The organism is Neobacillus bataviensis LMG 21833 (assembly GCF_000307875.1).
In the GTDB taxonomy this organism is placed as follows: Bacteria; Bacillota; Bacilli; order Bacillales; family Cytobacillaceae; genus Neobacillus; species Neobacillus bataviensis.
In genome coordinates, this window is sequence record NZ_AJLS01000036.1 from 1 (window position 1) to 26548 (window position 26548).

The window sequence follows — 26548 nt, forward strand, 5'->3', positions numbered from 1 at the left end:
CTTTCTTGACAGAAGACCAAAATATCCAATTTTTGCGTTTTTCGAGTCAATAGGCGGAATCTCTCCGTCTGTTTAAGCTATTTTCTATGCTATTTACTTATTAAGCGGAATTTGTCCGTCTATTAATAAGCTTGGGTGCTTAACCTGATCCCACAACTACTAAGGAAGCACCCGAAAACGGAACCTTTTATGTTCATTTTGCCTTCGCATTTCTATTCTAATTTAGTATTCAATTGTGATGATATTTAAGGTGTTAAAACCTATTATATTTATAGCTTTATTTTGCTATTTGCACCTCAAAACAGAACCTGATAATTTTTAATGGGTTTCTTTCTTTTTTTTGAGCTATTATATGATTAACCTTTTGAAAAATTTGATATTATAAAAATATTAAAATACTCTTCTGAAAATTGAAAGGAGCCATAAAATGGTTGTTCAGCTTGAACATGTCTCTTTGAGACGCAACGGAAATTGGATCCTACAGGATATACAGTGGGATATAAAAAAAGGAGAAAACTGGGTTTTGTTTGGCTTAAATGGCTCCGGGAAGACTGCTATATTAAATTTAGTAAATGCCTACAACTTCCCAACTGAAGGAAAAATAACGATTTTAGGAATGAAATTTGGCAAAACCTATCTTAGTGAGAAGCTTCGAAAGCAGATTGGCTTTGTATCATCTTCACTGCAAGAGAAGTTTTATCCAAGTGATAATGCATTTGAGGTTGTTTTAAGCGGTGCCTTTGCTTCTATCGGTCTATACGAAACACCAACGGATGAAATCAGGAGTAAGGCTATCAGCCTTCTGGAGAATCTGGGATGTATAGAATATGCCAACAGAAATTATGAAACATTATCCCAAGGTGAAAAGCAGCGTGTTTTAATTGCCCGTGCATTGATGTCAGACCCTTTATTGCTAATACTAGATGAGCCGACAAACGGTCTGGATTTTATTGCTCGTGAGCAGCTGTTAGAATCAATTGAAAAAATGGCTAAGAGCCCGGGAGCGCCAACATTGATTTATGTCACCCATCATGTCGAAGAAATATTACCTGTGTTTAATAAAACTTTGCTGTTGAAGGATGGACAAGTTTTTGCAAAAGGAAATACAAATACCATGATCTCAAGTGAACAGCTGAGTACATTCTTCGGTCTTCCTGTTCAAGTCTTTTGGGAAAATAATCGGCCAATGCTATCAAAACTTCAAACAATAGAACAGTAAAGAAAAAAGGACTTCAAATGAGGTCCTTTTTGTTTGGTTCTGCTTTTGGTTTGGTGCCTGACACCCTTTTTACTCCTTCCAAGGTGTAAATGGTGCTTTCTCTGCCCGTTATGTGCGAGATTTTTCAAGGGCTAGTTTTAGGCCAAAACCGAGCAGGGCTATCCCGGTTATTCCTTGAACCACTTTTTGGGTGGATGGCTTTTTCATAAATGCGCTGATTTGATTGATTAAATGGATAAATAGAATGAACCAAAATAGCGTAAGCACTGTATAGGTGATGCCCATTATTAGAAATGGAAAAAAGGTGTCACTTCCTCTGTCCACAAATTGTGGTAAAAAGGTTAAAAAGAAGATCGCTACCTTTGGATTAAGGAGATTGGTGAGAAACCCTTGACGGAAACATGATTGTTTTCCGTATTTATTTTCCCCATTTGCCTCAACGCTTGCGGCAGCTTCATTGTTCTTCAATGACCATAGTGTTTTAAAGCCAATGTACGTTAAATAAATGGCACCAGCATATTTAAAAATAGAAAATAAAAATGCTGATTTTACAATAATGGCAGATAGCCCGACAACTGCGGCAAAAGTATGAATTAATAGGGCGCAGCATGTTCCAAAAAGGGTTTTCATGCCGCCAGACCTGCCCACTGCTAATGTATTCTTTGTAGTCATCGCGGTATCTGGCCCGGGTAAAATAATGAGAAGAATACACATCAGGATAAATAAATAATAATGCTGCAAACGAACAGCCCCTTTCAGATTATTTTTAAAATTCAGTTGTTACTAATTTAACATAATTGGAAGCGATTATGTATATAAAGAGATGATTTTTTACAAAAACAACTTGATTATAGGTATAATGGGAGGGAGTTTGTAAAGGGGAGAATGTGGAATATGAAATTTGCAAAAGTGCTGCTTATCGCGGTGGGAATAATTTCTTCCATGGTATTAGCCGCAGCGTGCTTAGATCCATCTGTAGAGAAACATACTGACCAGGTGAAAGTAGTATCAGAGAATAAAGATGCTAAAGTAAAAGCTAAAGAAGAGAAAGAAGGAGTAATAGAAGAAAAAGACAAAGTAGAAAAGGAGAACCGGGAGAAACAAGTAGCTTCAAAGCAGTCGCAAGAAGAATTGGCAAAGAGTATGGGGTTAGAGCTGATAACGGTTGGTAGAGTTGTCGATGGTGATACCTTTGTCACCTCTGATGGAAGGAAAGTCCGTTTAGTAGGCGTGAATACACCAGAATCAACCACAAGGCATGAGGAATATGGCAAAGAAGCAAGCAATTATACAACCTCAAAGCTGAATGGAAAACAGGTATGGATCCAAAAGGATGTATCAGAAACGGACAGGTACAGCCGCTTGCTCAGAATTGTTTGGTTAAGTGTGCCGACAAATGATATGGACGAAAATGAAATTCGTACGAAAATGTACAATGCTGATTTAGTGTTAAATGGTTACGCTGAACCCTCCACCTATCCACCTGATGTGAAATATAGCGAGTATTTTGTGAAATTTGCCCGTGAGGCAAGGACGGCCAGTAAGGGATTATGGGCCTTCGGCGAACAAGGTACAACAAAAGGTGATCTAGATTCCGGACAAAAGAGCAGCACAGGATCCTCCCCATCAAGTGGAAATACCTCTGGCGGTACAACTCCTGACAGCGGATCTTCGAACACTAGTAAAGAATCTTTTAAAAATTGCACTGAGATGAGAAAAGTATATCCAAAGGGTGTTCCATCCACACATCCCGCCTACGAATCTAGGCATGATCGTGATAAGGATAACTGGGCATGTGAACAATAATAAGTATATCGGTTAAAAGATTCATGACATGTTCATGAATCTTTTTTTATGGAAAGAAAAAACGTGAACAACTTCACAGATAAAACGATGATAGAAGGATAAAGTGAAAATAGATGTAATTATCTTGGTAGAATAACTTGAAAGGTTGGACATTACATGAAAAAAATATCTGTTTTCATCATAAGTCTTTTAATAATTTTAAGTACCGGATGTGGGGCATCGAATAATTTAAACGTAAAGCTTTCAGCATCAAAAACGTATACTCCGGGAAAACCTTACGCAATGCAAATTAAAATAAATGATAAGGAGGGTAATCCCGTTGAAGGTGCTATGGTAAGCGCTAATTTAAATATGAAAAATATGGATCATGGAACCATTTCTGTAACCGCTGAAGACATTGGTGATGGAAAATATATTGGGACAGCTGATTTACCGATGAATGGCGACTGGGTGGCTAATATCTTTGTCGAACATGACGGAGATAAATTTGAGGAAGAAAAACAGTTTTCGGTTGAGGTGAAAACCGCAGAAAATGCTCATAAGGTTTCAAAAGATGTCACGCTCCCCGATTTCAACTTAATCGATGAAAATGGGAACAAAGTGTCGAAACAGAATCTCTTGGGAAAAACAGTGGTGATGACCTTTACTTATGTAAACTGCATTGATCCTAATGCCTGCCCAATATTATTGGGCAACTTCAGTAACCTGCAGCAGGATCTCAAGTCGAAAGGTAGTAACACAGATAATCTCGTCCTTGTTTCTGTTTCACTTGATCCGGAAAACGATACGCCTGAAGCAATGAAAGAGCACGCACAGAAAATGAATTTTGATATGGCCTTTGTAAAATTGTTGACTGGGGACATGAGTGATATTCAAAAATTGACCAGTACATTAGAGGTAAATTTTGAGAAAAAGGACAATGAGGTACTACATGATAACAAAACCTTTATTTTTAATAAAAACGGGAAGTTAACACATGAATTCACTGGCAGTTATATTGACCGTAATGAATTGCTGCAGGTTGTAACTGCAAACGGATAAGGAAAACCGTTATTGTTTTTCTTCCATATCATGGATCAGGGTTTCAAGCCAAATTTAGGCGGAAATATATAAAAGCTTTTTACGGCCATTCTACACGAGGATTTTTCCCTCAGTTTGAATGGTTTTTTTCTACAAAAGAAAAACCCTTTTTATTTAAGGGTCTGTTTTTGTGAATTTTCATTCAGGGAGGCATCGTCGTTGTTCTCTTCCAGCTTTGGAGAGGGTTCATGATTTGTTAATGAGGCGGTCGAATGAGAAAAGTTGTTGCTGTCACCGTGAATATTTCCTAATCCCTGATAATGTTTTTTATTGCTCTTAAAGTCCTCAATGAAGTTATTTCCAATACTAAAGCAAGATGCTCCTTCAATGCTTCCGATTTTGATGGTACCGATATGAAATGTAGGAGAAAGAATGGGGGATGCCACGTATGATTCATCCTTCCTTCATTTTGTTTGTAATCCAAACACTTTGACTTAACTTATTTTTACTTCCTGATACGCTTCCAATGACTTCATTTACGATTGTTTCGTGATGAAATTGTTTAATGGTATTAGTTTTTCCAATGAAAACCCCTGCAGATTTCCCTATGCTTGTAATGGAGATATTCTCTAATGAAAGTTTCATCCAGTATCATCCTTTTTAATAAAAATAAAACTTGTCAACACCGTAGCCAGCCATTTTCTTATTAGTTTATTCAAATTCTTGGGCGAATGACACAAATATTTCTCTGTAATAGTCTGTCATCACAATGCAGCAAAATGCTTTGGTTTCGATAGGGGAACGGAATGTAACGGGGAAGGATGCTAACAAGAAGGTGAACCAAGCGCAAGGAAGTACGTACGGGAATCAAAATCAATTGTTATGTAATCTAAATGTAAATAACAATCATGATAGGGTGGATGCGATTATCGAGGATGGAGATGTTAAAATCGCCAATGTCAAACAGGGAAGATTATTGGCCGTTATGAAAACGGAAGCCTTTCTCCGTTTTTGTCATCTTTTGCTGTGAGGTCATGTCTTCGTCAGCTGCCTCTTTTTTCGTGTTTTCCTTGTCAATTTTCCCAAGAAGTGAAACGGCTAAGTCATCTGAGCCGGTAATATTCGTTCCAATCAGTAACTTACCGCTTAGCTCATCAATTTCGATATGATCTAAGCGAAAAATAATATTTTCTAGATGATCAATCTGAACATGTTCAAGATGAATATTCTTTCCGTTTTCAGTGGATTCCCGCGGCTGCTGTTCCAAAAGCTCAATCATCCGGTCTAATTTTTCTATAATCAGAGAGTTTATTTTTTCATCTTTTTCAATTGGTTTCTTCTTTTTTAAAGAAAAAAATTTAAACATAAACTCCCCCCTTTCGAAACTGTAGACTACCCCATTCTTAACTATATGAGAGTGAGGCAGTTCTTATTCAAGGGGCTGAACATAGTAAAAAGGAAGGCTGCTATCCAAAGATAGTGGCCTTTTTACAATGGAAAATATTGTGCCCGTAACACTGTGTTTGATATACTTTTATCAAATACATAAGAATAAGAGGTACCCATTTTGCGAAAGTCAAAATTACAATTCTGGTTGATTCAAATTTTACTTTTCTTCACCATCATTTTTGTCTCAACAAAAATTTCGTTTTTGTTTGCACCGATTGGCATCTTTTTCTCCACGATCTTCTTTCCAATATTGATTACGGGCTTTTTATTTTTCATGTTGAATCCAATTGTGAATTTTCTGGAACGTCAGAAACTACCAAGAATAGCGGCCATCCTGATCATTTATATTGTCTTTGCTGGTATCCTGGTACTAGCCTTTGGTAATTTGGTACCCGCTATTACCAAGCAGGTAACGGCTCTTGCTAATGAAATCCCGGTCTATGCTGATAAGACCATGAAGTTTTTTGACAATCTGGCGCATTCGTCGGAATTCAAACGATTCATGACCCAGCAAAGCGATTTAATTGAATCAATGCAAAAAAGGTTAATGCAGTTTGGAAACACCCTGCCAAACCGGGTTACAGGTGCAATTGGGAATATTTTTGGCGTCATTGCTAATATTGCAATTATTTTAGTCACCGTACCGTTTTTATTATTTTACATGTTTAAGGACGGGCACAAATTTCCGACAGCGGTTGGAAAATTTATTCCGAATGAGTACAGGGAAGAAAGCTTATCGATTTTAAAAGAAACGGGAGAGACGCTTTCGGCCTACATTCAAGGTCAGGTGACAGTGGCTTTGGCTGTGGGGACACTGGCATTCATTGGCTACTTGATCATTGACATGCCCTTTGCGCTCGTATTGGCTCTGACGGTGGCCTTCACCAACATCATTCCATATGTCGGTCCGATCATAGGCGGTGCACCTGCAGTACTAATCGCACTCTTCGATTCCCCGACAAAGGCTTTGCTTGTTGTGTTGGTAATAGTCATAGCACAGCAAATCGAAGGGAATGTTTTATCACCGCTGATTCTTGGAAAAACCCTGGATACCCATCCAGCAACCATCATCATTATATTGCTGGCAGCCGGAAACCTTGCTGGCGTACTAGGAATGGTATTAGCCGTCCCGACCTATGCAGTTTCGAAAACGATTGTTTTAAATGTGGTGAAATTTTTAAGGGCGAGGAAGAGGGCAGCTAATAGTATTGTTGAGGAAACATAATATTGTAGAGAGATGAAAATTCGTAATTCGAATACAATTTAGTGACTTTTATAATATTTCGGAAAATAGATTGACACGATTTAATGAAAAATGATATAAACACAATAAGATTTTAATAAATAAAAGCGTTAAAGTTAAAAAATTAGTAAAAGAGGAACAAGGGGGTTACATCATGGAACAACGCTGCAAAATATTAGATTGTACCATACGTGATGGAGGTTTGGTTAATAATTGGGATTTCAGTATCGAATTTGTTCAGGACTTATATAATGGCCTAAGTGCAGCGGGTGTTGAATACATGGAGATTGGCTATAAAAATTCGCCAAAGCTCCTTAACGCAACTGAACCCAATCCATGGAGATTTCTTGACGATAACTTTTTGAAAGAAATTATTCCTGAGAAAAAGTTCACGAAGCTATCGGCTTTAGTAGATATCGGGCGTGTAGATCCAAATGACATTCTACCAAGAGAAGAAAGTGTTTTGGATATGATTCGTGTAGCATGCTATATCCGAGAAGTGGACAAAGGCTTGGAACTTGTACAAATGTTTCATGATTTAGGGTATGAGACTTCCTTAAACATTATGGCTTTATCAAGTGTTCCAGAAAAAAAACTTATTGAAGCATTTGAATTAGTACGAAATAGTCCTGTAGATGTGGTCTATATCGTTGATTCGTTTGGAAGTTTAGATCCCGCAGATATTGAGCATCAAGTGAAAAAGTTTAAGGAAATGATCCCTAATAAACAGCTTGGAATTCACACGCATAACAACATGCAGTTAGCGTTCGCCAATACACTTTCTGCGATGAAAAACGGGGTAACTTTCTTAGATTCCTCTGTTTACGGTATGGGTCGTGCGGCTGGTAACTGTCATACAGAACTTCTCGTCAGCTATGTACCAAAAACAAGCTATGAGCTCAAGCCAGTTCTAGGTATTATTGAAAAACATATGCTTGAGATGCGTCAAAAGTGGGAATGGGGCTATATCATTCCTTATATGATTTCAGGTGTACTGAATGAACATCCACGTGTCGCCATGGCTTACCGTGAAAGCGACGATCGTGATAAATTTTTAGATTTTTATGACAAGGTTACATCACCTGAAGTTGCCTTGGCATCAGTTCGAAATAGATAGTATTGCTAAAAGTACCTTAATAGAAAAGGGTACTTTTTTTATATTCACACTATATTAGGAGATTGAATGTTACTTCATTTCAAAATGAATGTACTCGTTTAGGATGGTTTTTCAATACAAAAAGAATAAACCTCTTAAGGTCTAATGATTTTCTTTGGGTGGGTGGCATCACAATGCTAGTGCATCAATCATAATGTAATGTAATGAAAAAATGTATGGTGAAGCGTGGTGAGGAACATGAACCATTCGTTTGAATTTAAATTTGCCGGAAATATTAATGTGCAGTCTATGGAGCGGCAATCCGGCATTTTCATTGGCGAACATAATAATGCGGTGGGCTGGAGTGCCCATGGAAAGGCAAATAATGTAATTGGGGAAATTGGAGGACACTCCAATCTTCTATATCAAAATGTAAACATTTTAAATGACCCGGATTTTATTGATACCCCGATTGATGATCGTGATATCAATATTTCTGTTGAAAATCCAGGTGCAGAAAAAACATCAAACCTAACCTTTGAAAGTTTTAATGTAAATACAATGGAGCAAAATGCCGTGGTATCGATTGGGGAAGGGCATATCACGGGGATGGATGCAAACGAGAAGGTAAACCAAGCGCAAGGAGGTACCTATGGGAACCAAAATCAATCAGTATGTAATTTAAATGTAAATAATGATAATGATCTGGTGGATGCGATTATTGAGGATGCCGATGTAAAAATTGCGAGTGTAAAAAAGGTGGATTAAAGGGCGCGGTGAAAACGAAAGTCTTTCTCCGTTTTCGTCATCTTTTGTTATGAGGTCGTGTTTTCATCAGCGGCCTCATTTTTTATATTTTCTATGACTATTTTCCCAACAAGTGAAGCGGCTAAATCATCGGAGCAGCTAATGTTCGTTCCAATCAATAACTATCCGTTCAGTTTTTCTTTAATAGAAATAAACTAAACAATGGTCAAAAACAGTCCCGTCAGTATGTAGTAAATAACTGAAACAAGCCGTATATTTGATAAAAAATCGTGATATACGGCTACTTGTTATGCGTTTCGCATAGATCCGATTATTTGTGTTTACGATACACCTTGATTTTCCCTTTATACATTACCGACAACACCGCCAATATTTGGCTTAAAATCTTGATCAAAAATAACCCCATCTAACACTTCAAAGCTATCTACAATATTATTTATATTCCCTATATTTAGATTGTTAATACCATAGTTCCCCCCCATGTTTAAATTATATTTCCTGTTTGCATCCATGCCATTTACCATACCTTCTCCAACAAAAACTGCGGCGCTTGGTTGGGGAGAATTAACATTCAACAATCCTATATTAACAATACTAGGCACTCGAATTTCCCCCTATAATAATCTGTAAAATATCCTATGTTCAAAAAATAAAACATGTGAAGAAGTAACCTGAAATGTTCAAGTTTAAAGTGATACCTATCCCCCTTGACCATGGGTACCAATTTAATATTGATGCAATTTTATCTACAGTCACAGATCATACTAAATTGATTTATATCTGTTCTCTAAATAATCCAATGGAAACGACAAAATCAATCGACGGAAATTAACGGCTCTTACGATTTTCAATAATATGGTGCCAAATCTGCTGATCGACATAGTAAAATCCTGCAATACCTGGAGTGGTGTTTACTTCAAAAATCTTCGGGTTTAGATTCGTGTCGACCCCAACATCTAATCCATATTCTCTAGTTGGGTATTCGCTTGCTATTGTTTTAGAAACCTCAATGGAAACAACTCTTATTTTTTCTAAAAAACCTCTTTCCTCTTCAGGATTCAATCTAAGATGATGATTCAACAGTTCTTGTATAGATAAATTCTGTGAGCCACGGCTTCTATTTACGATTCCACTTTTCTCAAGCTGTCCAAAGCTAATCGTTCCGAGCATGCCGCTAACCTGCCAATCACCTTTGACACATTGAACATGAACACGAATAATAAAAGGTTGTCCACTTTTAGTTACGCTTTGAATCCCTTCCTGAATAATATAAGGGCTTAATCTCCCCAATCTTTCAAATGGTTGTAATTGCCTATGAATCTGTTTAATTGTGAGCTCTTGATTTATAGCCTTTCCATGGATAGAAAAACCGTCAAGGGTATGGATTTGTTTTTTCCCCTTAGTGAGCTTGAAAACCCCTCGTCCTTGGCCGGAAGTAGCGTGTTTAATATACACTACGTTAAATTTAGTTAAGAAAAGATGTAAATTTTCCAGTGAATATTCAGCAGTTGCTGGAATGTATAGGGGGTTTATTTGACTAGAGTTTAAAAGTTTATACTGTTCCAGTTTCCCTACTTTTTGAACCAACGTTTTTCACCTCTTTCACAAAAAATACTTTTTCTATTCACTTTATTCAAATTCATTTGACAGGTACGGGTTAATTGGTAATTGTTCGATAAAATAAAAAATCCCGTAAACGTTGTTAAACAACATTTACGGGATTTAACATTACGTCCCAAAGAGGATACAAACCTCCGACCTACCGTTTAAGAATGTGTTGTATCTTCAATCACATTAGTTTTTTGCGATTTCCAATACCATTTTCCCATTGGCTTTGCTGCTTACAATCTGGGTATGTGCTTTGGCCGCTTCTTCCAGCGGCAGTATTGTTCCTACGAATGGTTGTAGTCCACCCATTTTCAGAGCCGCTTCAACAGCAACTAAACTTTCATTGTATTCGTCCAATGGTGCATTCCATACGGCCATGCCGAAGATATCCGCTTCTTTGGCCATGATTAGGCGTGGATTGAAATCCAATGATCCGCGGTTGCCTACTATGACTATCCGTCCATACTTGTTGATCAGCTTTACGTCTTCTTCCAGATTTACATTGGCCAGCATCTCAATAATAACATCAACTCCTGCACCGTTTGTAATGGAAGGGATTTCCTTCAAATAATCAGCTTGATTGTGGTTAAGGACTGCATCGGCACCGGATTTTCTTACTATTTCCATATTTTCTTCTGTGCCGGCAGTTCCGATTACTTGTGCGCCAACATATTTTGCCAGTTGTAAAGCCAAGATCCCTACACCACCGGAAGCACCATGGATCAATACCGTTTCACCTGGTTTTAAATGTGCCCGGTGAAAAAGTGCGCGATAGGCAGCAGTGACAGGGATGCCAAGTGCTGCACCTTGTTCAAAGCTTAACGATTCCGGCAATTTATGCACGGCAGTGACATCACAAACTACTTTTTCCGCATATGTTCCCGTTTTTCTTTTTGCCAATGCTGAAGCGACAAATACACGGTCGCCGGTCTTGAGCCTAGTAACACCGGAACCAACCTCATCCACTACACCTGAGCCATCAAATCCGGGGATATATGGCAGCTCCGGATTGAAAAAGGCATAACCTCCTGCCCGTATATACGTTTCAGCTGGATTTACCCCGGCATAATAAAGCTTTACACGGATTTCGTTTTCTCCAGGTACTGGTTCTTCAACTTCTACCAGTTTTAACACTTCAGGTTCCCCAAAGGACGACATTTGAATAGCTTTCATTCGGCTTCCCCCTGTTTATGTAAAATCATTTCTTCTTAATGATAGACTATCTTCTTGGCAAAAAAAACCTTTTAGGCAAAATGTGAATTTGAAATTTTGGTTATTTCTTTTTTGGCTAATCAAATTGATTTTTGGAAGAACCACTCATTGTCTAAATACTTAATAAAAAAGATAGCCAACATAAAAATACTTTAACTAGCTCTTTAATTATTTTGTTATGCCCCAGCATTGCATTAATTGGTGAATGCCTTCCTCAATTTTCCCAAATGGGATGCCGCCAAACCCTAACAAAAATGTTGGATACTTATATTCTACTGGCTTTAACAGGTAATCGGTTACAGGGTAAATGGCGATAGAGCTTTCTGCCGCGATTATTTTTAACTCATTTTCACTTTTTTGCAGGGGGAGGGAAATTAAAATGTGCATCCCGGCATGGTCTCCGGTGATGATGACTTCAGAATAATACGTTTTAAAGATATGGGTCAGTTTATCAAGTTTTTTATGGTAAATTTTCCGCATGCGATTTAAGTGTTTTGAAAAATTGCCGTCTCTCATGAAGCTGGCTACAATATGCTGGTCGAATCTCGGGACAGTCGCTGAATAATAACTGAATGATTCCTTATATTTTTTCAGCAATGTTGTGGGCAAAACAAAATACGCCACTCGCAATGATGGCATTAATGACTTGGTAAAAGTACTCAGATAAATAACCTTATAGTTTTGGTCCATCCCTTGTAATGCGGGAATGGGTTTTCCGGTGTAACGGAATTCACTGTCGTAATCGTCTTCGATAATATAGCGATTTTCAGCTTTTGCTGCCCAATGCAATAGCTGTGTTCTTCTTGTTGCGGAAAGGATCGCACCGGTAGGAAATTGGTGGGAAGGCGTAATGTAAACCACATTCGCATTTGTTTCTTCAAGTTCATCCACAATCAATCCATCTTCATCAACCGGAATTGGGATCGCTTTATTTTGCAAGTGAATTCTAGGGATTGCCGAATATCCGGGATTCTCGAGGGCGAAGTTTGAATTATTTTCAAGCAGCCTTAAAATCATGGGAAGGAGTTGTTCCGTTCCCGAACCAATCACAATTTGCTCCGGCTTACACACAATCCCCCGCGATTGATAAAGGTATTTTGCTATTTCAGTCCGTAACATATATTCACCCTGGGGTTCTCCAATCTGTAACAACTCTTTTGATGGATGATCATATAAATCTTTAGCATATTTCCTCCACTGTGAAAAAGGAAAGGAGTCTGTATCGATTTTTCCGGGGTGAAAGTCAAATTTGATTATTTTGTCCTCCGAGTCCTCTACAGGCAACTCTACCTGTTCTGTATCGATATATGGTAATTCATTAATATCCTCTACAAAAAAACCAATCCGCGGTTTTGACATAATAAAGCCCTCTGCAATCAGCTGGGCATAGGCAACTTCAATAGTTGTTTGGCTGATGTTTAAAAAATCGGCTAATTTTTTTTTGGAGGGTAGTTTCGTACCAACTTCAATTTGTTTGCTCATAATAGCAGTTTTGATTCCAACATAAAGCTGTTCATACAAGGGTTTTGCTGTGTTTTTATTCAATTCAAACATAAGCATATCCATTCGGGATTCCTCCTCTCTGACCATGGTGATTTTTTAAAAAGTGACACTTTTTATATTGTCAGATTTTATTATACTAGTAATCATTAAAGAAGAGGAGATTCCTTTTTAATAAACTGAACACTAACACTTGAAATGACGAGGGGGATTTACATGTTTACGACAGAACAAAACAAAACGAGAATCCTGGTTCTCAATGCACTATTTATTACTTTAACATTCCTGGCTACAATGTTTATCAACATCAGGCTGCCGCTGATGGGAAATGGGGGCCTGATTCATTTAGGCAATGTGCCGCTTTTAATTGCCGCGTTTGTTTTTGGCAAAAAAACAGGTGCGATAGTAGGTGCCTTCGGAATGGCTCTGTTTGATATTGTTTCAGGATGGGCATTATGGGCTCCGTTTACGTTTGTTATCGTTGGTGCCATGGGATATGTAGCTGGACTTATTGCTGAAAAGATACCCGGCAAAAAGGTTTTCGTACATGTACTGGCAGTGGCTGCTGCCCTGATTATCAAAGTTGTCGGCTACTATTTTACAGAAGTCATCCTTTTTGGTAACTGGATCCAGCCGTTCGGTTCCATACCAGGTAACATCATGCAGCTCGTCATCGCCGGCATCATTGTCGTGCCACTGGCAAATGGGTTTAAGAAAAGGGTTGGGCATACTAATTCAATATAGTTTTGAAGACCGGCGCTGACCGGTCTTTTCATCTTCTACAATTTGCTATTTGCATATTTTTAACAAAAATAAAAAGCCTTGATAAGTTTTTCAAGGCTTTTTTACGTCCCGAAGAGGATTCGAACCTCCGACCTACAGTTTAGGAAACTGTTGCTCTATCCTGCTGAGCTATCGGGACACTTATTAGGAACGTTATTTATTATAATCAGTTAATCGAAAAAGGTCAATAAAAAGATGTAATTATTGGAACAGAACATCCCGGGACGCTTCCTTTTTTACAGCGGACCTCTCCCTGAAAATGACCCAAACGATTAAACCTAATGAAAGTAACAATCCTTCCATCGATACAATATACCAAGGGTATGGTCCAAGCACATCTAATAAACTTGCACTGTCAGGCTTGTGGCTTAGGAACATATAATTTCCGCCGACTAGTTTATTGATGACTATAATAATTGGCATTAATATATTCAAAAAGATAAACAATTTAAATACAGACCATATCGTTGGCCGGTAGCCTTTTGCCCACGTAAAGTAGAGCGGTACCCAAATAATCATTAAATGGGTATAAAAAAAGTGAAAGAATCGAAAATGAGGGAAGTCATAATTTAATAATGGAGTAAATAATGCCTGTGATGCGCCAAGTAAAGCGGTAAATAATAAAATTTCATATATTATTTTTTTCCTAGTTAGTAATAAAATCACTGTTAATATCAGGCTGATGCTACATAGCTCCAGTGGAATGGCATGACTAACATTCCAGCTGCCATTGATTAACATCCAAAAATGATAAGTTACTTCTATTAAAATTAACGAAATTGCAATCCCAATTTCAGCAGCCCGCCATTTTTCTGTTTTCAAATTTTCCCTAAATAAAAATAGTAAAACTGAAACCACTACACAGATTGATATAATGACAAAGTGGCTGATTGAAAACATTTCAAAATCAAAGTTTTTGTAACTGCGGCCAAACCAGCCTGTCATTTAATAACCTCCAATATTATCAGATTTTATACATTATATTCGATAAATTCTCCTCTTACTCCTTTTAAATACTCTATTGAAAAATATAACCATTTCCTTTCTTATGGAAAATATTCGATGTATGCCTGATACCATCCATGTATGATATAATAGTTTGTCGAAGATACTCGAAATGAATTTTATAGTGGAGGTCATTATGGCTGCTTACACGCCGATGATACAGCAATATTTAACCGTTAAGGCAGATTATCAAGATGCCTTTTTATTTTTTCGCTTAGGCGATTTTTATGAAATGTTTTTTGACGATGCGATTAAGGCATCGCAAGAATTGGAGATAACTTTAACAAGCCGTGATGGCGGTTCAGAGGACAAGATTCCAATGTGCGGTGTTCCGTATCATGCTGCTCCAAACTATATTGAACAACTGATTTCAAAAGGGTACAAAGTGGCGATTTGTGAGCAAATGGAAGACGCCAAACAAACCAAAGGCATGGTAAGACGCGAAGTTGTTCAGCTGATCACACCTGGAACGGTAATGGATGGCAAGGGGTTAAATGATAAAGAGAATAACTATATTGCCTCGATTACTGCATTTGACGATCAAACCTATGGTTTTGCTTATAACGACATCTCAACGGGAGAAAGCAGAGTAACCTTGCTATCAAGTAGTTTTGATGATGTATTGAATGAACTTTCGGTTTTGAATGCTAAAGAGGTAGTTGTTGCAAGCAGTTTTGACGAGGATCTGCAAAAGAAAATGCAGGAGCGTAATGTCCTCGCCATTTCAATTGAGGATAATAGTTCGCTAGATATGAATTTTTCTCATCTTCTCGAAGACCTTAATCAAGATAAATTGAAGCAAACAGCAGCAAGGCTTTTTAACTATTTATACCGGTCGCAGAAAAGAAGTCTTGACCATCTACAACCAGTTACCACCTATCAAATTCATCAATATATGAAAATTGATTATTTTTCAAAGCGCAATCTAGAATTAACCGAGACGATCCGTTCCAAAGGAAAAAAGGGCTCATTATTATGGCTGCTCGATGAGACGATGACGGCCATGGGCGGCAGGATGTTAAAGCATTGGATTGACCGCCCGTTAATTAATCAGGCCGAAATTGAGCATCGCCAAACGATCGTTGAAGTGTTGATGAATCAATATTTTGAACGTCAGGAGCTTCGGGAAAAATTAAAGGAAGTATACGATTTGGAGCGATTAGCAGGTCGGGTAGCCTTTGGAAATGTCAATGCCCGTGATTTAGTGCAATTAAAGCGCTCCTTACTGCAGGTACCATTTTTAAAAGAAATCCTGCAGCAGATGCAGAATGAAGAAGTAAAAAAAATCGCTTCAGACCTTGATCCTTGTGAAGAGGTTACCGATTTGTTAGAGCAGGCGATTGTTGAAAATCCTCCATTATCTTTAAAAGAGGGGAATATGATTCGTGATGGCTATCATGCTCAGCTTGATCAATATCGTGATGCCAGCCGAAACGGAAAGACTTGGATTGCCCAGCTTGAGCGTGAAGAGCGTGAAAAAACAGGGATTAAATCATTGAAAGTTGGTTATAACCGCGTTTTTGGCTATTATATTGAAGTTACGCGTGCAAACCTGCATCTTTTGGAAGAAGGGCAGTATGAGCGCAAGCAAACATTAACGAATGCTGAACGCTTTATTACCCCTGCTTTAAAAGAAAAAGAAGCGTTAATTTTACAGGCGGAAGAAAAATGCGGTGTGCTTGAATACGATTTGTTTACTGAAATCCGCGAGATTGTGAAGGAGCAGATTCCTCGCTTACAGGCATTGGCGAAAACAGTCAGTGAGCTGGATGTCCTGCAATGTTTTGCGCAAGTCAGTGAGGAGCGCCGCTATGTGAAACCGCAGTTTTCAATGGAACGGAGTGTAGCTATTAAGGACGGACGTCATCCTGTTGTTGAAAAAGTGTTAAACTCCCAGGAGTATGTACCCAACGACTGCCAGATGGATAGCGATCGTGAAGTCTTGCTGATTACGGGGCCGAATATGTCCGGTAAAAGTACGTACATGCGTCAGGTAGCCTTGACCGCCATTTTAGCGCAAATCGGCTGTTATGTACCAGCATCTGAAGCCGTTCTGCCGATTTTCGATCAGGTATTCACTCGGATTGGTGCGGCCGACGATTTAATTTCTGGCCAAAGTACGTTCATGGTTGAAATGTTAGAAGCAAAAAATGCGATTACGAACGCAACACAAAACAGCTTAATTTTGTTTGACGAAATTGGCAGGGGAACATCCACCTATGATGGAATGGCACTAGCGCAGGCAATAATTGAGTATATTCATGAGCGGATTGGGGCGAAAACATTATTTTCTACCCATTATCATGAGTTAACTGTATTGAATGAAGAGCTTTCAAAGTTGAAAAATATTCATGTCAGTGCCATTGAACATAATGGCAAGGTCGTCTTTCTTCATAAAATTAAAGAGGGACCAGCTGACAAGAGTTACGGAATCCATGTGGCACAGCTTGCGGAATTGCCTGCGGAATTAATCAGTAGGGCAAATGAAATTTTAACCGCATTAGAACAGTCAGATGTACCAGCTGTTCCAGCTAAAACGGCAGAAATAATCAAAGAAAAACCGCAAGAGCAGCCGGCGCAGCTGTCATTTTTTGATGAACCGAATGAGCCAAAGAAGCACGATCTCACTTCGAAAGAAAAACGAGTGTTAGAGAAAATAAAAGAATTAGATTTATTAGATGTTACTCCACTCCATGCGATTAATGTGTTGTTTGAGCTCCAGAAAAAGTTAAAGTAGGGGGTATAGGCGATGGGAAAGATAATCCAATTAGATGATGCCCTATCCAATAAAATAGCGGCGGGGGAAGTGGTTGAACGCCCCGCCTCCGTTGTAAAAGAACTTGTTGAAAATGCGATTGATGCTGGCAGTACTGTCATTGAAATTGAGGTTGAGGAAGCGGGACTTGCCAAAATTCGCATTACCGATAACGGATACGGAATTGATGAAGAGGATGTGTTAATCGCCTTCCACCGCCATGCCACTAGTAAAATCAAGGATGAAAATGATTTATTCCGCATCCGCACCCTTGGATTCCGAGGTGAGGCATTGCCAAGTATTGCATCGGTATCAAGGCTTGAAATGAAGACCTCTACGGGGGAAGGTGCCGGAAATAGAGTGGTGATTGAGGGCGGGAAGGTAGAAGTGTTTGAAAAAGCTTCGGCTAGACGCGGTACCGATCTCACAATAACCGATTTATTTTTCAATACGCCTGCACGCTTAAAGTACATGAAGACAATTCACACAGAACTTGGGAATATTACAGATGTCGTCAACCGGCTAGCCCTATCCCATCCCGAGGTGGCCTTTCGTTTAATTCATAATGAACGGAAACTGTTGCAAACAAACGGAAACGGTGATGTTCGTCAGGTTCTCGCGTCGATTTACGGGATGGCGATTGCCAAGCAGCTTGTTCCAATCCAGGGGCAGTCGCTTGATTATAAAATCAGCGGCTTTGCTTCGATGCCTGAAGTAACTAGGGCGTCAAGAAATTATATTTCGACGATGATCAATGGCCGCTTTATTAAAAATTATCCGTTGGCAAAAGCGATACAGGAAGGCTACCATACCTTGCTGCCGATTGGCAGATTTCCGATTGTGCTCCTGAATATTGAGATGGATCCACTATTAGTGGATGTAAACGTCCACCCATCGAAAATGGAGGTTCGGATTAGTAAGGAAGCAGAGCTGGATGAGCTAGTTACTACTATTATTAAGGATACTTTTAAATCGAAGATCTTAATACCGACAGCCTACACTCATATGAAAAAAGAAGAAGTCAGATCGGAACAGACATCGTTCATTTTGGATGAAGGAACTTCAAGTACGAAAGAAATTCAAAGGGAATGGTCTGTTCCCATGCAAACTGTTCGGGAATCTAGAACATTATCGGTTTCGCCAGTGGAAACGATTCCTGTAAGATCGGAAATGGATGAAGAAAGAGTGGCTTGGCAATCACCAATGCCGTTTTTTGAAACAGATGAACAAGTCGTAGAATCCAAGATGGATCCAATTGATCAAAAGCTGTCAATTAATTCAACTAGTGATCAATCTGAGAGCAGGATTCCACGTCTTTATCCAATCGGGCAAATGCACGGGACATATATTTTTGCCCAGAATGAAAATGGCTTATATATCATCGACCAGCACGCGGCACAGGAACGGATGAAGTATGAGTATTTTCGGGAAAAAGTGGGACAGGTTCAATCTGAACTACAGGAAATGCTCGTTCCGATTACGTTTGAATATTCAACAGATGAATATGTGAAAATAATGGAGAATTTAAATGAGCTTGAAAACGTCGGCGTATTTCTTGAGGAATTCGGCATGAATAGCTTCATTGTCCGCTCTCATCCCCAATGGTTTCCAAAAGGGGATGAAAAGCAGATTATTGAAGACATGATTGAGCAGCTATTATCAATGAAAAAAGTTGATATCAAAAAGCTCCGAGAAGAAGCGGCGATCATGATGAGCTGTAAAGCATCAATTAAAGCGAACCGCCATTTGCGGAACGATGAAATCCAAGCATTGCTGGACGATTTACGGAAGGCTTCTGATCCTTTTACCTGTCCGCATGGAAGACCGATCATCGTGCATTATAGTGTTTATGAAATGGAAAAGATGTTTAAACGGGTGATGTAATTAATTGTTGGTCACAAAAAGAGGCTGAAGGGCAAATGTCCCTTTCAGCCTTTTGTTATATCCTCATTATTTTACTAAAGCATGCAACTTGCTCATATATTGCAATGCTTGTCCGGTTCCAATCGCCACAGATTCTAGCGGGCTTTGTGCAAGCTGAACCGGAACTACAATTTCTTCACTAAGCCATTTTTCCATTCCATTCAATAGGGCACCGCCGCCAGTTAAAATAACACCACGGTCAACAATATCCCCGCTAAGCTCAGCAGGACAGTCTTCGAGCGTAGCCCTAATGGCTTCCAAAATTTGCAAAAGTGATTCCTTTATGGCTTTACGAATTTCGTAGGAAGATAATTTAATAGTTTTTGGCAAACCAGTTACAAGATCACGACCGCGAACATCCATGAAAAGTTCCTCATGGTCAATAAGGGCATACCCAATTTCTATTTTTATATTTTCCGCTGTTCGCTCACCGATTAACAAATTATATTCTTTGCGCACATATTGAATGATTTCATCATCGAGGCGGTCGCCGCCGACTTTAATCGAATGACAGGCCACCACACCGCCGAAGGAAATAATCGCAACCTCGGTATTGCCGCCGCCGATGTCAACCACGACATTGGCAACCGGTTCGTCAACAGGTAAGCCCGCGCCAATTGCTGCCGCTACTGGTTCTTCAATCAAGGAGATTTTTTTAGCACCAGCGTTTCTTACGGCATCATGGATGGCTCTTCGTTCCACACTTGTTGAACCTGATGGAATACATACGACCACATTCGGTTTACGAATCGCGAAGCCTGCTTTTTTAGATGCCTTTTTCATTACGTGCTTCAACATGTCAGTTGTTACATCAAAATCAGCAATGACTCCATCCTTTAAAGGGCGGATGGCCATGATTTTTTCCGGTGTTTTTCCGATCATTTCTTTTGCCTCAAGCCCAACGGCCACTACATTTTTTGTTTCTGTATCGATGGCCACAACGGATGGCTCGTTTAGGGTGATTCCTTTGTTTTTGCTATACACTAATATATTTGCTGTTCCTAAATCAATTCCAATTTCAAAAGTTGAAAGCATTTTTTCACCTTATTCCTCATTTTTATCATTCAAAATACACTACGAATAAGCCTAACATGAATGTGGGGGTGAAGAGCCGTTTGTAAATGAACCGTTATTGAATTGTAACCTTACAAGAAATATTTCACATCTTTGTGACATAAATGGATATCTAAATATATCATCAAAAACGCATAGAAAAATAAATTTTTGTCCATACTTAATTGATGTTCAACTGCTTTTTAAATTATGTGGTACGATAGAATAGTGGAGAAGGGATACTAGAACCCCAATTCGCTGAAAATGGAATAAGGCAGTGTGAAAATAGTGGATTCGAAACAAAATTTATTGGTAATCATTGGCCCGACCGCAGTAGGAAAAACAAAATTAAGTATCGAAATGGCCAAACAGTATAATGGTGAAATTATTAGCGGAGATTCGATGCAAATTTATCGGGGAATGGATATCGGGACAGCAAAGGTCACGAAGAATGAAATGGATGGGATTCCTCACTATTTAATCGATATCAAGGAGCCTTCAGAAAATTTTTCCGTTGCTGAATTTCAACATCTTGTTCGGGATAGAATAAATGAGATTGCCAAAAAGGGAAAGCTTCCCATCATTGTCGGCGGGACAGGATTGTATATCCAGTCCGTCATTTATGATTATCAATTTTCCGATGTTCCCGGAAATGAAGCATTCCGCCATAAACTAGAGGAAAAAGTAAAAGAAATAGGTAATGAAGCACTTTACAAAGAACTACAAGAGGTGGATCCAGAAAGTGCTGCCCAAATTCATCCAAATAATGTTAGAAGGGTGATTCGTGCCCTTGAAATATTCCATCTAACAGGGAAGACGATGCATGAATTCCAAAGCACACAACAGCGAGACCTTTTGTATAATACGGCACTTGTCGGCTTGACAATGGATCGGGAAAAACTTTATGAACGGATCAATACTCGTGTTGATTTGATGCTAGATGAAGGTCTTTTAAAGGAAGTAACCGGCTTGCATCAACAGGGTCTACGCGGCTGTCAATCGGTTCAAGCAATCGGGTACAAAGAAATTTATGACTATTTGGATGGGAAAATTCCATTGGAGGAAGCTGTAGAAAATTTAAAACAAAATTCAAGAAGATATGCCAAAAGGCAATTGACTTGGTTTCGGAACAAAATGGATGTACAATGGTATGACATGACGGATGTGAATAATTTCTCAAAAAAAATAGCGGAAATTTCACATTATGTTGAAGGAAAGCTTCAACTAAAATCGAATACATAGTAGTAGAGATTAAAGAGGAGGATATACAAATGAAAACAACCATTAATATTCAAGACCAATTCTTAAACCAGTGCCGTAAAGACAACACCCACGTAACGGTGTTCCTTTTAAACGGTTTTCAATTAAGAGGGCAAATTAAGGGCTTTGATAATTTTACCGTTCTTTTTGAATCAGAGGGGAAACAGCAATTGGTATTTAAGCATGCCATTTCAACCTTTGCGCCACAAAGAAATGTCCAGCTTGAATTAGATAATCAATAACCTATTCGTCTAAATCGGAGTCCACACCATGTGGACTCTTTTTATTTTTCGAAGAATGCAACTTTCACAAAAAATTCTTTTTAATGAATTTCAATATTTGTGAATACATATAGAATGAAGGATTTTGTCTAAACGAATACACTTCTGAGTAGCTTAAAACTTGCTACCTTACGTATACTGTTTGCAGAATGAGAGGTGATAGCTTTGGATCAACCATTCCGAATGAAAAGCAACGGCCAAATAAGAGTTGTTCTTAATTCACAAAAGAAAAAAACTGTAACAAAGGAGTTACCTGACTTTCAAGTTGTTCCAAAGGACATTCCTCCTGAACACGCGGCCCTAAAGGAAATCGAAGAGGAGCTTGGGTCTTTGGTTGGCATGGAAGAAATGAAACGCATGATAAAGGAAATTTATGCCTGGATTTATGTGAACAAAAAGCGCGAGGAGATGGGGTTGAAGGCACGGAAGCAAGCCCTTCATATGATGTTTAAAGGGAATCCAGGAACGGGCAAAACAACCGTAGCCAGGATAATTGGAAAGCTGTTTCAAAAAATGAATGTCTTGACAAAGGGTCATTTAATTGAAGCAGAGCGTGCCGATCTTGTTGGTGAATATATTGGTCATACAGCACAAAAGACGAGGGACTTGATTAAAAAGGCACAAGGAGGAATTCTGTTTATTGATGAGGCCTATTCATTAGGACGTGGAGGGGAAAAGGATTTTGGCAAAGAGGCCATTGATACATTGGTAAAGCATATGGAGGATAAGCAACATGAATTTATCTTAATTCTTGCTGGATATTCACGTGAAATGGATTATTTTTTAACCTTAAATCCCGGTCTTCATTCTCGCTTTCCGTTGGTGATTGATTTCCCTGACTATAATATTGAACAGTTGATGGATATTGCGGGCAGAATGTTGAATGAAAGGGAATACACGTTTAGTCATGAGGCCGAAAAAAAATTACGGGATCATTTAATTTGGGTGAAGGCTGTGTTAAATCCAAATAGTTTTTCAAATGGAAGATACGTTCGCAATGTGATTGAAAAATCAGTTCGGGCGCAGGCGATGAGGTTGTTAATGTTAAATAGCTATGACAGGCATGAATTGATGACCCTAAGAAGCAATGATTTGGTATTTGAGGAAGATTAAAAAAATCGGCGGATGAGGAATCCGTCGATTTTTTAATGTGCTCTAAGCTTTCGGGTTGGCAGCTTCCAATCAAAGGTATAAGATAGGACCCGCAAACTGGTAACTAATGCAAAGAGTGTATACATTTCCCAAGGGTGCGTGGCAATTTTAAGTCCGATTATCAAGCCAGCAAAAATTGCCCATACAGCATAAATTTCAGCCCTTAAGACAATCGGTTTTCTTCCGGCTAATAAATCACGGATAATCCCGCCGCCAATCCCAGTCATGACCGCTGCAACAATCACGGCGCTTAGCGGGTGATTCATGTTGGCAGCATACATGGCGCCTTGGATAGCGAAAGCGGATAAGCCAATGGCATCGAACAGGTTTCCCCATTTTTGCCAGTGCTTAAGAAGATTGCTTGGAAATAAAAACACAGCAGTAATCGATAACAGGGCAATTTGAAAAAATAAACCTTGTTCCCATAAGGCGGAAACCGGTACGCCGATTAACAGGTTTCGAATTGCCCCGCCGCCAAAAGCAGTGACAATGCCTAATATGTAAACTCCTAAAATATCATATTCCTCTTCCATGGCCACAATTGCGCCGCTGACGGCAAAGGCAATCGTGCCAATCATACTCAGTACTTCCCATGTCATGTTTATCTGATTTCTCCTCGTTGATCCATATAAAAACACTATAACAATAGTAAAAAACGTTTTATTACAAACATTAATATTTTAACATGTAAGTTGAAAATTACAATCACTTTTTTATGGGGAAATTAGTGATTAAGGCAGTTTTTTGATATGATGAATAGTAGAGCTCATTTGGGAAGGAAGGATGTTTTTTGGAACAAAAGGAAACGAAAGAGAAAGCGATTCTTGTTGGCTGCCAAACCAATAATAATGATGATTTACGTTTTCATTATTCGATGGAAGAGTTAGGCTCGTTAACGGAAACCGCTCAGGCCGAAGTGTTGATTTCGGTTATCCAAAAACGGGATCGGGTTCATCCGGCAACTTATATAGGAAAAGGGAAAGTGGAGGAACTAAATGCGCTGGTTGATGAACTTGATGCAGATATTGTCATTTTTAATGATGAACTTTCTCCAAGTCAAAAGCGAAATCTGTCATCCCAGGTAAATGCACGGATTATTGACCGTACCCAGCTCATATTAGATATTTTTGCTCAAAGGGCCCGTTCCAAAGAAGGGAAACTCCAAGTTGAACTTGCACAGCTGCAATACATCCTGCCGCGGCTTGCTGGTCAAGGGATTGCGTTATCACGACTTGGTGCAGGGATAGGAACAAGGGGTCCCGGGGAAACGAAGTTAGAATCGGATCGCCGGCACATCCGCCGCAGAATTGATGATATTAAAACCCAGCTATCGGTCATTGTTCAGCATCGCGATCGCTACCGGGAAAGAAGAAAGAAAAACAAAACTTTTCAAATTGCGATTGTCGGCTATACAAATGCCGGAAAATCAACCCTTTTTAATCGATTATCCGAAGCAGAATCATATGAAGAAAATCAATTGTTTGCGACCCTTGATCCGATGACACGTAAATTAATTTTACCAAGTGGATTCATCTCGTTGATTACCGATACCGTTGGTTTTATTCAAGACCTGCCAACATCACTTATAGCGGCATTTCGCTCGACGCTTGAGGAGGTAAAGGAAGCGGATTTGCTCCTCCACGTGGTCGATATGTCGAACCCGGATTATTTTCAACATGAAAAGACGGTAAAGAAGCTGCTTGATGATTTAGAAGTAAAAGATATTCCACAGTTAACCGTTTATAATAAAAAGGATCTACAGCATCCTGATTTTGTTCCAACTGCCGATACGCCGACTGCTTTTATCAGTGCTTTTGATGAAAAAGATCGTCATGCATTAAAAGAGAAGATGGAAAGGGTAATCATTGAACTAATGACTCCATTCGAGGTTCAGGTTCCTTCGACAGCAGGTAAGCTGCTCTCGCAATTAAAAAATGAAACCATCTTAAGGGAACTCACGTTTGAAGAAGAAGGTCAATGCTATCGCTGCAAAGGTTTTGCGCTGAAAGATCATCAAATTACAGGGCAATTACAGAAATTTAACATATAGATTGGAGTAACAACATGTTTCAACAGCTAAAAAATGGGGAAAAACTTCATCCGATTGTAAGTGAAGTCGAAAAACAGATCGCAAAAGTACATAAAGAAATAGATGAGAAAATTGAAATCAATCAGTTTCGGGTATTAAGAAGTTTTCAAAACAAACGGGTAAGTGATTCGCATTTTATCCCTTCAACAGGGTATGGTTATGATGATATTGGCAGAGATACATTAGAATTAGTCTATGCAGATGTGTTTGGCGGTGAGGCAGGACTTGTCAGGCAGCAAATTATTTCCGGCACGCATGCCATTTCAATTGCCTTATTCGGTGTTCTCCGCCCTGGCGATGAGCTTCTTTATATCACAGGTAAGCCTTATGATACCTTGGAAGAAATCGTGGGAATCCGCGGGAATGGGGTTGGATCATTAAAGGAATTCGGAATTTCCTATGATAGCGTCGCTCTTACCAACGATGGCGGGATCGATTGGGACACGGTCGCGAAGAAAATAAAACCAAATACGAAAATGATTGGCATTCAACGCTCCAAGGGCTATGCGACTAGACCGTCTTTTACGATAGCGCAAATTGGGGACATGATTGATTTTGTTAAAGAAATCAAGCAAGACTTGGTTGTATTTGTGGATAACTGTTACGGGGAATTTGTAGAAGAGCAGGAGCCTTGTCATGTGGGGGCGGATTTAATAGCAGGCTCCTTGATTAAGAACCCTGGAGGCGGGATTGCTAAGACTGGCGGATACATTGTGGGAAAAAAACAATGGGTGGAAGCCTGTTCGTATCGAATGACATCCCCTGGGATTGGAGCGGAAGCAGGTGCATCCCTTTATAGCCTGCAAGAAATGTATCAAGGTTTCTTCCTGGCGCCGCACGTGGTGGGTCAGGCGTTAAAAGGAGCGGTATTTACCGCCGCAATGCTGGAGAAATTAGGAATGAATTCCTCCCCCAGATGGGATGCCAAGCGGACAGATTTAATTCAATCGGTTCAATTCGATGACCGTGATAAAATGATTGCCTTTTGCCAAGCAATTCAATTTGCTTCACCAATTAATTCTTACGTCACCCCGCACCCTAGTTATATGCCGGGATACGAAGACGATGTTATTATGGCAGCAGGTACGTTTATCCAAGGTGCGAGCATTGAATTAACAGCAGACGGGCCGATCAGACCGCCATACGTTGCCTATGTTCAAGGCGGTTTAACCTATGCACATGTGAAAATGGCCATCTGTCTTGCCATAGATCATTTAGTGGAAAAAGGATTAATAGAACTGAAATAGGTGAAAAAATTCTTGGGCAACTCTAAAAAGTGTTGTCCAATTTTTTTATTAAAAACCATGTTAGAAAACCTAACATAAG

Annotated in this window: 25 protein-coding genes and 1 tRNA gene; 14 read left to right on the forward strand and 12 right to left on the reverse strand. The window is 39.2% G+C overall.

Annotated features, from left to right (window positions below; translation table 11 throughout):
- Positions 1 to 427 precede the first annotated feature (427 nt).
- Complete coding sequence (locus BABA_RS04035) at positions 428 to 1219, forward strand: ABC transporter ATP-binding protein (RefSeq protein ID WP_007083857.1); 792 nt, start codon at positions 428 to 430, stop codon at positions 1217 to 1219.
- Positions 1220 to 1327: 108 nt separating this feature from the next.
- Here BABA_RS04035 and BABA_RS04040 read toward each other — a convergent pair whose 3' ends face one another.
- The gene (locus BABA_RS04040) at positions 1328 to 1960 is read right to left on the reverse strand and encodes a LysE family translocator (protein WP_007083858.1); all 633 of its coding nucleotides are present in this window, start codon (positions 1958 to 1960) and stop codon (positions 1328 to 1330) included.
- Positions 1961 to 2113: 153 nt separating this feature from the next.
- On the opposite strand from BABA_RS04040, the gene BABA_RS25940 reads away from it, so the two are divergent.
- Together BABA_RS25940 and BABA_RS25945 are read left to right on the forward strand one after the other, a co-directional pair.
- Positions 2114 to 3025, forward strand: coding sequence for a thermonuclease family protein (locus BABA_RS25940; RefSeq protein WP_007083859.1), 912 nt, complete (start codon positions 2114 to 2116; stop codon positions 3023 to 3025).
- A 156-nt stretch (positions 3026 to 3181) separates the two neighbouring features.
- On the forward strand, positions 3182 to 4066 hold the full coding sequence (locus BABA_RS25945; RefSeq protein ID WP_007083860.1) for an SCO family protein: 885 nt from the start codon (positions 3182 to 3184) through the stop codon (positions 4064 to 4066).
- A gap of 149 nt (positions 4067 to 4215) precedes the next feature.
- Here BABA_RS25945 and BABA_RS04060 read toward each other — a convergent pair whose 3' ends face one another.
- The 3 genes from BABA_RS04060 to BABA_RS04070 all read right to left on the reverse strand — a co-directional run bounded on the left by BABA_RS04060 (position 4216) and on the right by BABA_RS04070 (position 5411).
- Positions 4216 to 4491, reverse strand: a complete 276-nt coding sequence (locus tag BABA_RS04060; RefSeq protein WP_007083861.1) for a hypothetical protein — start codon at positions 4489 to 4491, stop codon at positions 4216 to 4218.
- Between the two features lie 7 nt (positions 4492 to 4498).
- A complete protein-coding gene (locus BABA_RS04065) occupies positions 4499 to 4690 on the reverse strand; it encodes a hypothetical protein (RefSeq protein WP_007083862.1) in 192 nt (63 codons plus the stop codon).
- A 328-nt stretch (positions 4691 to 5018) separates the two neighbouring features.
- Positions 5019 to 5411: a hypothetical protein gene (locus tag BABA_RS04070; protein ID WP_007083863.1), complete on the reverse strand. Its 393-nt coding sequence runs from the start codon at positions 5409 to 5411 to the stop codon at positions 5019 to 5021.
- Positions 5412 to 5612: 201 nt separating this feature from the next.
- Between BABA_RS04070 and BABA_RS04075 the strand changes: the two genes are divergently transcribed.
- The 3 genes from BABA_RS04075 (at position 5613) to BABA_RS27965 (ending at position 8601) form a co-directional block, all read left to right on the forward strand.
- Entirely contained in the window at positions 5613 to 6719 is a 1107-nt protein-coding gene (locus BABA_RS04075) for an AI-2E family transporter (protein ID WP_007083864.1), read from the forward strand.
- A gap of 172 nt (positions 6720 to 6891) precedes the next feature.
- Positions 6892 to 7854 (forward strand): aldolase catalytic domain-containing protein, encoded by a 963-nt coding sequence (locus BABA_RS04080; protein ID WP_007083865.1) that lies wholly within the window; start codon positions 6892 to 6894, stop codon positions 7852 to 7854.
- Positions 7855 to 8091: 237 nt separating this feature from the next.
- Complete coding sequence (locus BABA_RS27965) at positions 8092 to 8601, forward strand: hypothetical protein (protein ID WP_007083866.1); 510 nt, start codon at positions 8092 to 8094, stop codon at positions 8599 to 8601.
- Between the two features lie 344 nt (positions 8602 to 8945).
- Here the strand turns inward: BABA_RS27965 and BABA_RS04090 are convergent, their stop codons facing one another.
- From BABA_RS04090 to pdxR, 4 genes are all read right to left on the reverse strand, one after another.
- Positions 8946 to 9203 carry a hypothetical protein gene (locus tag BABA_RS04090; protein ID WP_007083867.1) on the reverse strand — a complete coding sequence of 86 codons (258 nt, stop codon included), beginning with the start codon at positions 9201 to 9203 and terminating at the stop codon, positions 8946 to 8948.
- Between the two features lie 226 nt (positions 9204 to 9429).
- Entirely contained in the window at positions 9430 to 10188 is a 759-nt protein-coding gene (locus BABA_RS04095; protein ID WP_007083869.1) for a YheC/YheD family protein, read from the reverse strand.
- Between the two features lie 207 nt (positions 10189 to 10395).
- Positions 10396 to 11382, reverse strand: coding sequence for an NADPH:quinone reductase (locus BABA_RS04100; RefSeq protein WP_007083870.1), 987 nt, complete (start codon positions 11380 to 11382; stop codon positions 10396 to 10398).
- 207 nt (positions 11383 to 11589) lie between these two features.
- A complete protein-coding gene (gene pdxR / locus BABA_RS04105; RefSeq protein WP_007083871.1) occupies positions 11590 to 12987 on the reverse strand; it encodes a MocR-like pyridoxine biosynthesis transcription factor PdxR in 1398 nt (465 codons plus the stop codon).
- A gap of 150 nt (positions 12988 to 13137) precedes the next feature.
- Between pdxR and BABA_RS04110 the strand changes: the two genes are divergently transcribed.
- On the forward strand, positions 13138 to 13665 hold the full coding sequence (locus tag BABA_RS04110) for an ECF transporter S component (protein WP_007083872.1): 528 nt from the start codon (positions 13138 to 13140) through the stop codon (positions 13663 to 13665).
- Between the two features lie 104 nt (positions 13666 to 13769).
- On the opposite strand, the gene BABA_RS04115 is transcribed toward BABA_RS04110, so the two are convergent.
- A tRNA-Arg gene (locus BABA_RS04115) sits at positions 13770 to 13843 on the reverse strand.
- Between the two features lie 62 nt (positions 13844 to 13905).
- Complete coding sequence (locus BABA_RS04120; protein ID WP_007083873.1) at positions 13906 to 14649, reverse strand: YwaF family protein; 744 nt, start codon at positions 14647 to 14649, stop codon at positions 13906 to 13908.
- A 196-nt stretch (positions 14650 to 14845) separates the two neighbouring features.
- Here BABA_RS04120 and mutS point away from each other — a divergent pair, with 196 nt between their 5' ends.
- Together mutS and mutL are read left to right on the forward strand one after the other, a co-directional pair.
- Positions 14846 to 17446 carry a DNA mismatch repair protein MutS gene (mutS, locus tag BABA_RS04125; RefSeq protein WP_007083874.1) on the forward strand — a complete coding sequence of 867 codons (2601 nt, stop codon included), beginning with the start codon at positions 14846 to 14848 and terminating at the stop codon, positions 17444 to 17446.
- 12 nt (positions 17447 to 17458) lie between these two features.
- Positions 17459 to 19348, forward strand: a complete 1890-nt coding sequence (gene mutL, locus BABA_RS04130; RefSeq protein WP_007083875.1) for a DNA mismatch repair endonuclease MutL — start codon at positions 17459 to 17461, stop codon at positions 19346 to 19348.
- 66 nt (positions 19349 to 19414) lie between these two features.
- Here the strand turns inward: mutL and mreBH are convergent, their stop codons facing one another.
- Positions 19415 to 20422 carry a rod-share determining protein MreBH gene (gene mreBH, locus BABA_RS04135; RefSeq protein ID WP_007083876.1) on the reverse strand — a complete coding sequence of 336 codons (1008 nt, stop codon included), beginning with the start codon at positions 20420 to 20422 and terminating at the stop codon, positions 19415 to 19417.
- 306 nt (positions 20423 to 20728) lie between these two features.
- On the opposite strand from mreBH, the gene miaA reads away from it, so the two are divergent.
- The 3 genes from miaA to spoVK all read left to right on the forward strand — a co-directional run bounded on the left by miaA (position 20729) and on the right by spoVK (position 23094).
- Positions 20729 to 21682 (forward strand): tRNA (adenosine(37)-N6)-dimethylallyltransferase MiaA, encoded by a 954-nt coding sequence (gene miaA / locus BABA_RS04140; protein ID WP_007083877.1) that lies wholly within the window; start codon positions 20729 to 20731, stop codon positions 21680 to 21682.
- A gap of 29 nt (positions 21683 to 21711) precedes the next feature.
- Positions 21712 to 21942, forward strand: a complete 231-nt coding sequence (hfq, locus tag BABA_RS04145; protein WP_007083878.1) for an RNA chaperone Hfq — start codon at positions 21712 to 21714, stop codon at positions 21940 to 21942.
- 204 nt (positions 21943 to 22146) lie between these two features.
- On the forward strand, positions 22147 to 23094 hold the full coding sequence (gene spoVK / locus BABA_RS04150; protein ID WP_007083879.1) for a stage V sporulation protein K: 948 nt from the start codon (positions 22147 to 22149) through the stop codon (positions 23092 to 23094).
- Between the two features lie 32 nt (positions 23095 to 23126).
- Here spoVK and BABA_RS04155 read toward each other — a convergent pair whose 3' ends face one another.
- Entirely contained in the window at positions 23127 to 23732 is a 606-nt protein-coding gene (locus tag BABA_RS04155) for a trimeric intracellular cation channel family protein (RefSeq protein WP_007083880.1), read from the reverse strand.
- Between the two features lie 191 nt (positions 23733 to 23923).
- Between BABA_RS04155 and hflX the strand changes: the two genes are divergently transcribed.
- Positions 23924 to 25183 (forward strand): GTPase HflX, encoded by a 1260-nt coding sequence (hflX, locus tag BABA_RS04160; protein ID WP_007083881.1) that lies wholly within the window; start codon positions 23924 to 23926, stop codon positions 25181 to 25183.
- A 14-nt stretch (positions 25184 to 25197) separates the two neighbouring features.
- The gene (locus BABA_RS04165) at positions 25198 to 26469 is read left to right on the forward strand and encodes a methionine gamma-lyase family protein (protein WP_007083882.1); all 1272 of its coding nucleotides are present in this window, start codon (positions 25198 to 25200) and stop codon (positions 26467 to 26469) included.
- Positions 26470 to 26548 lie beyond the last annotated feature (79 nt).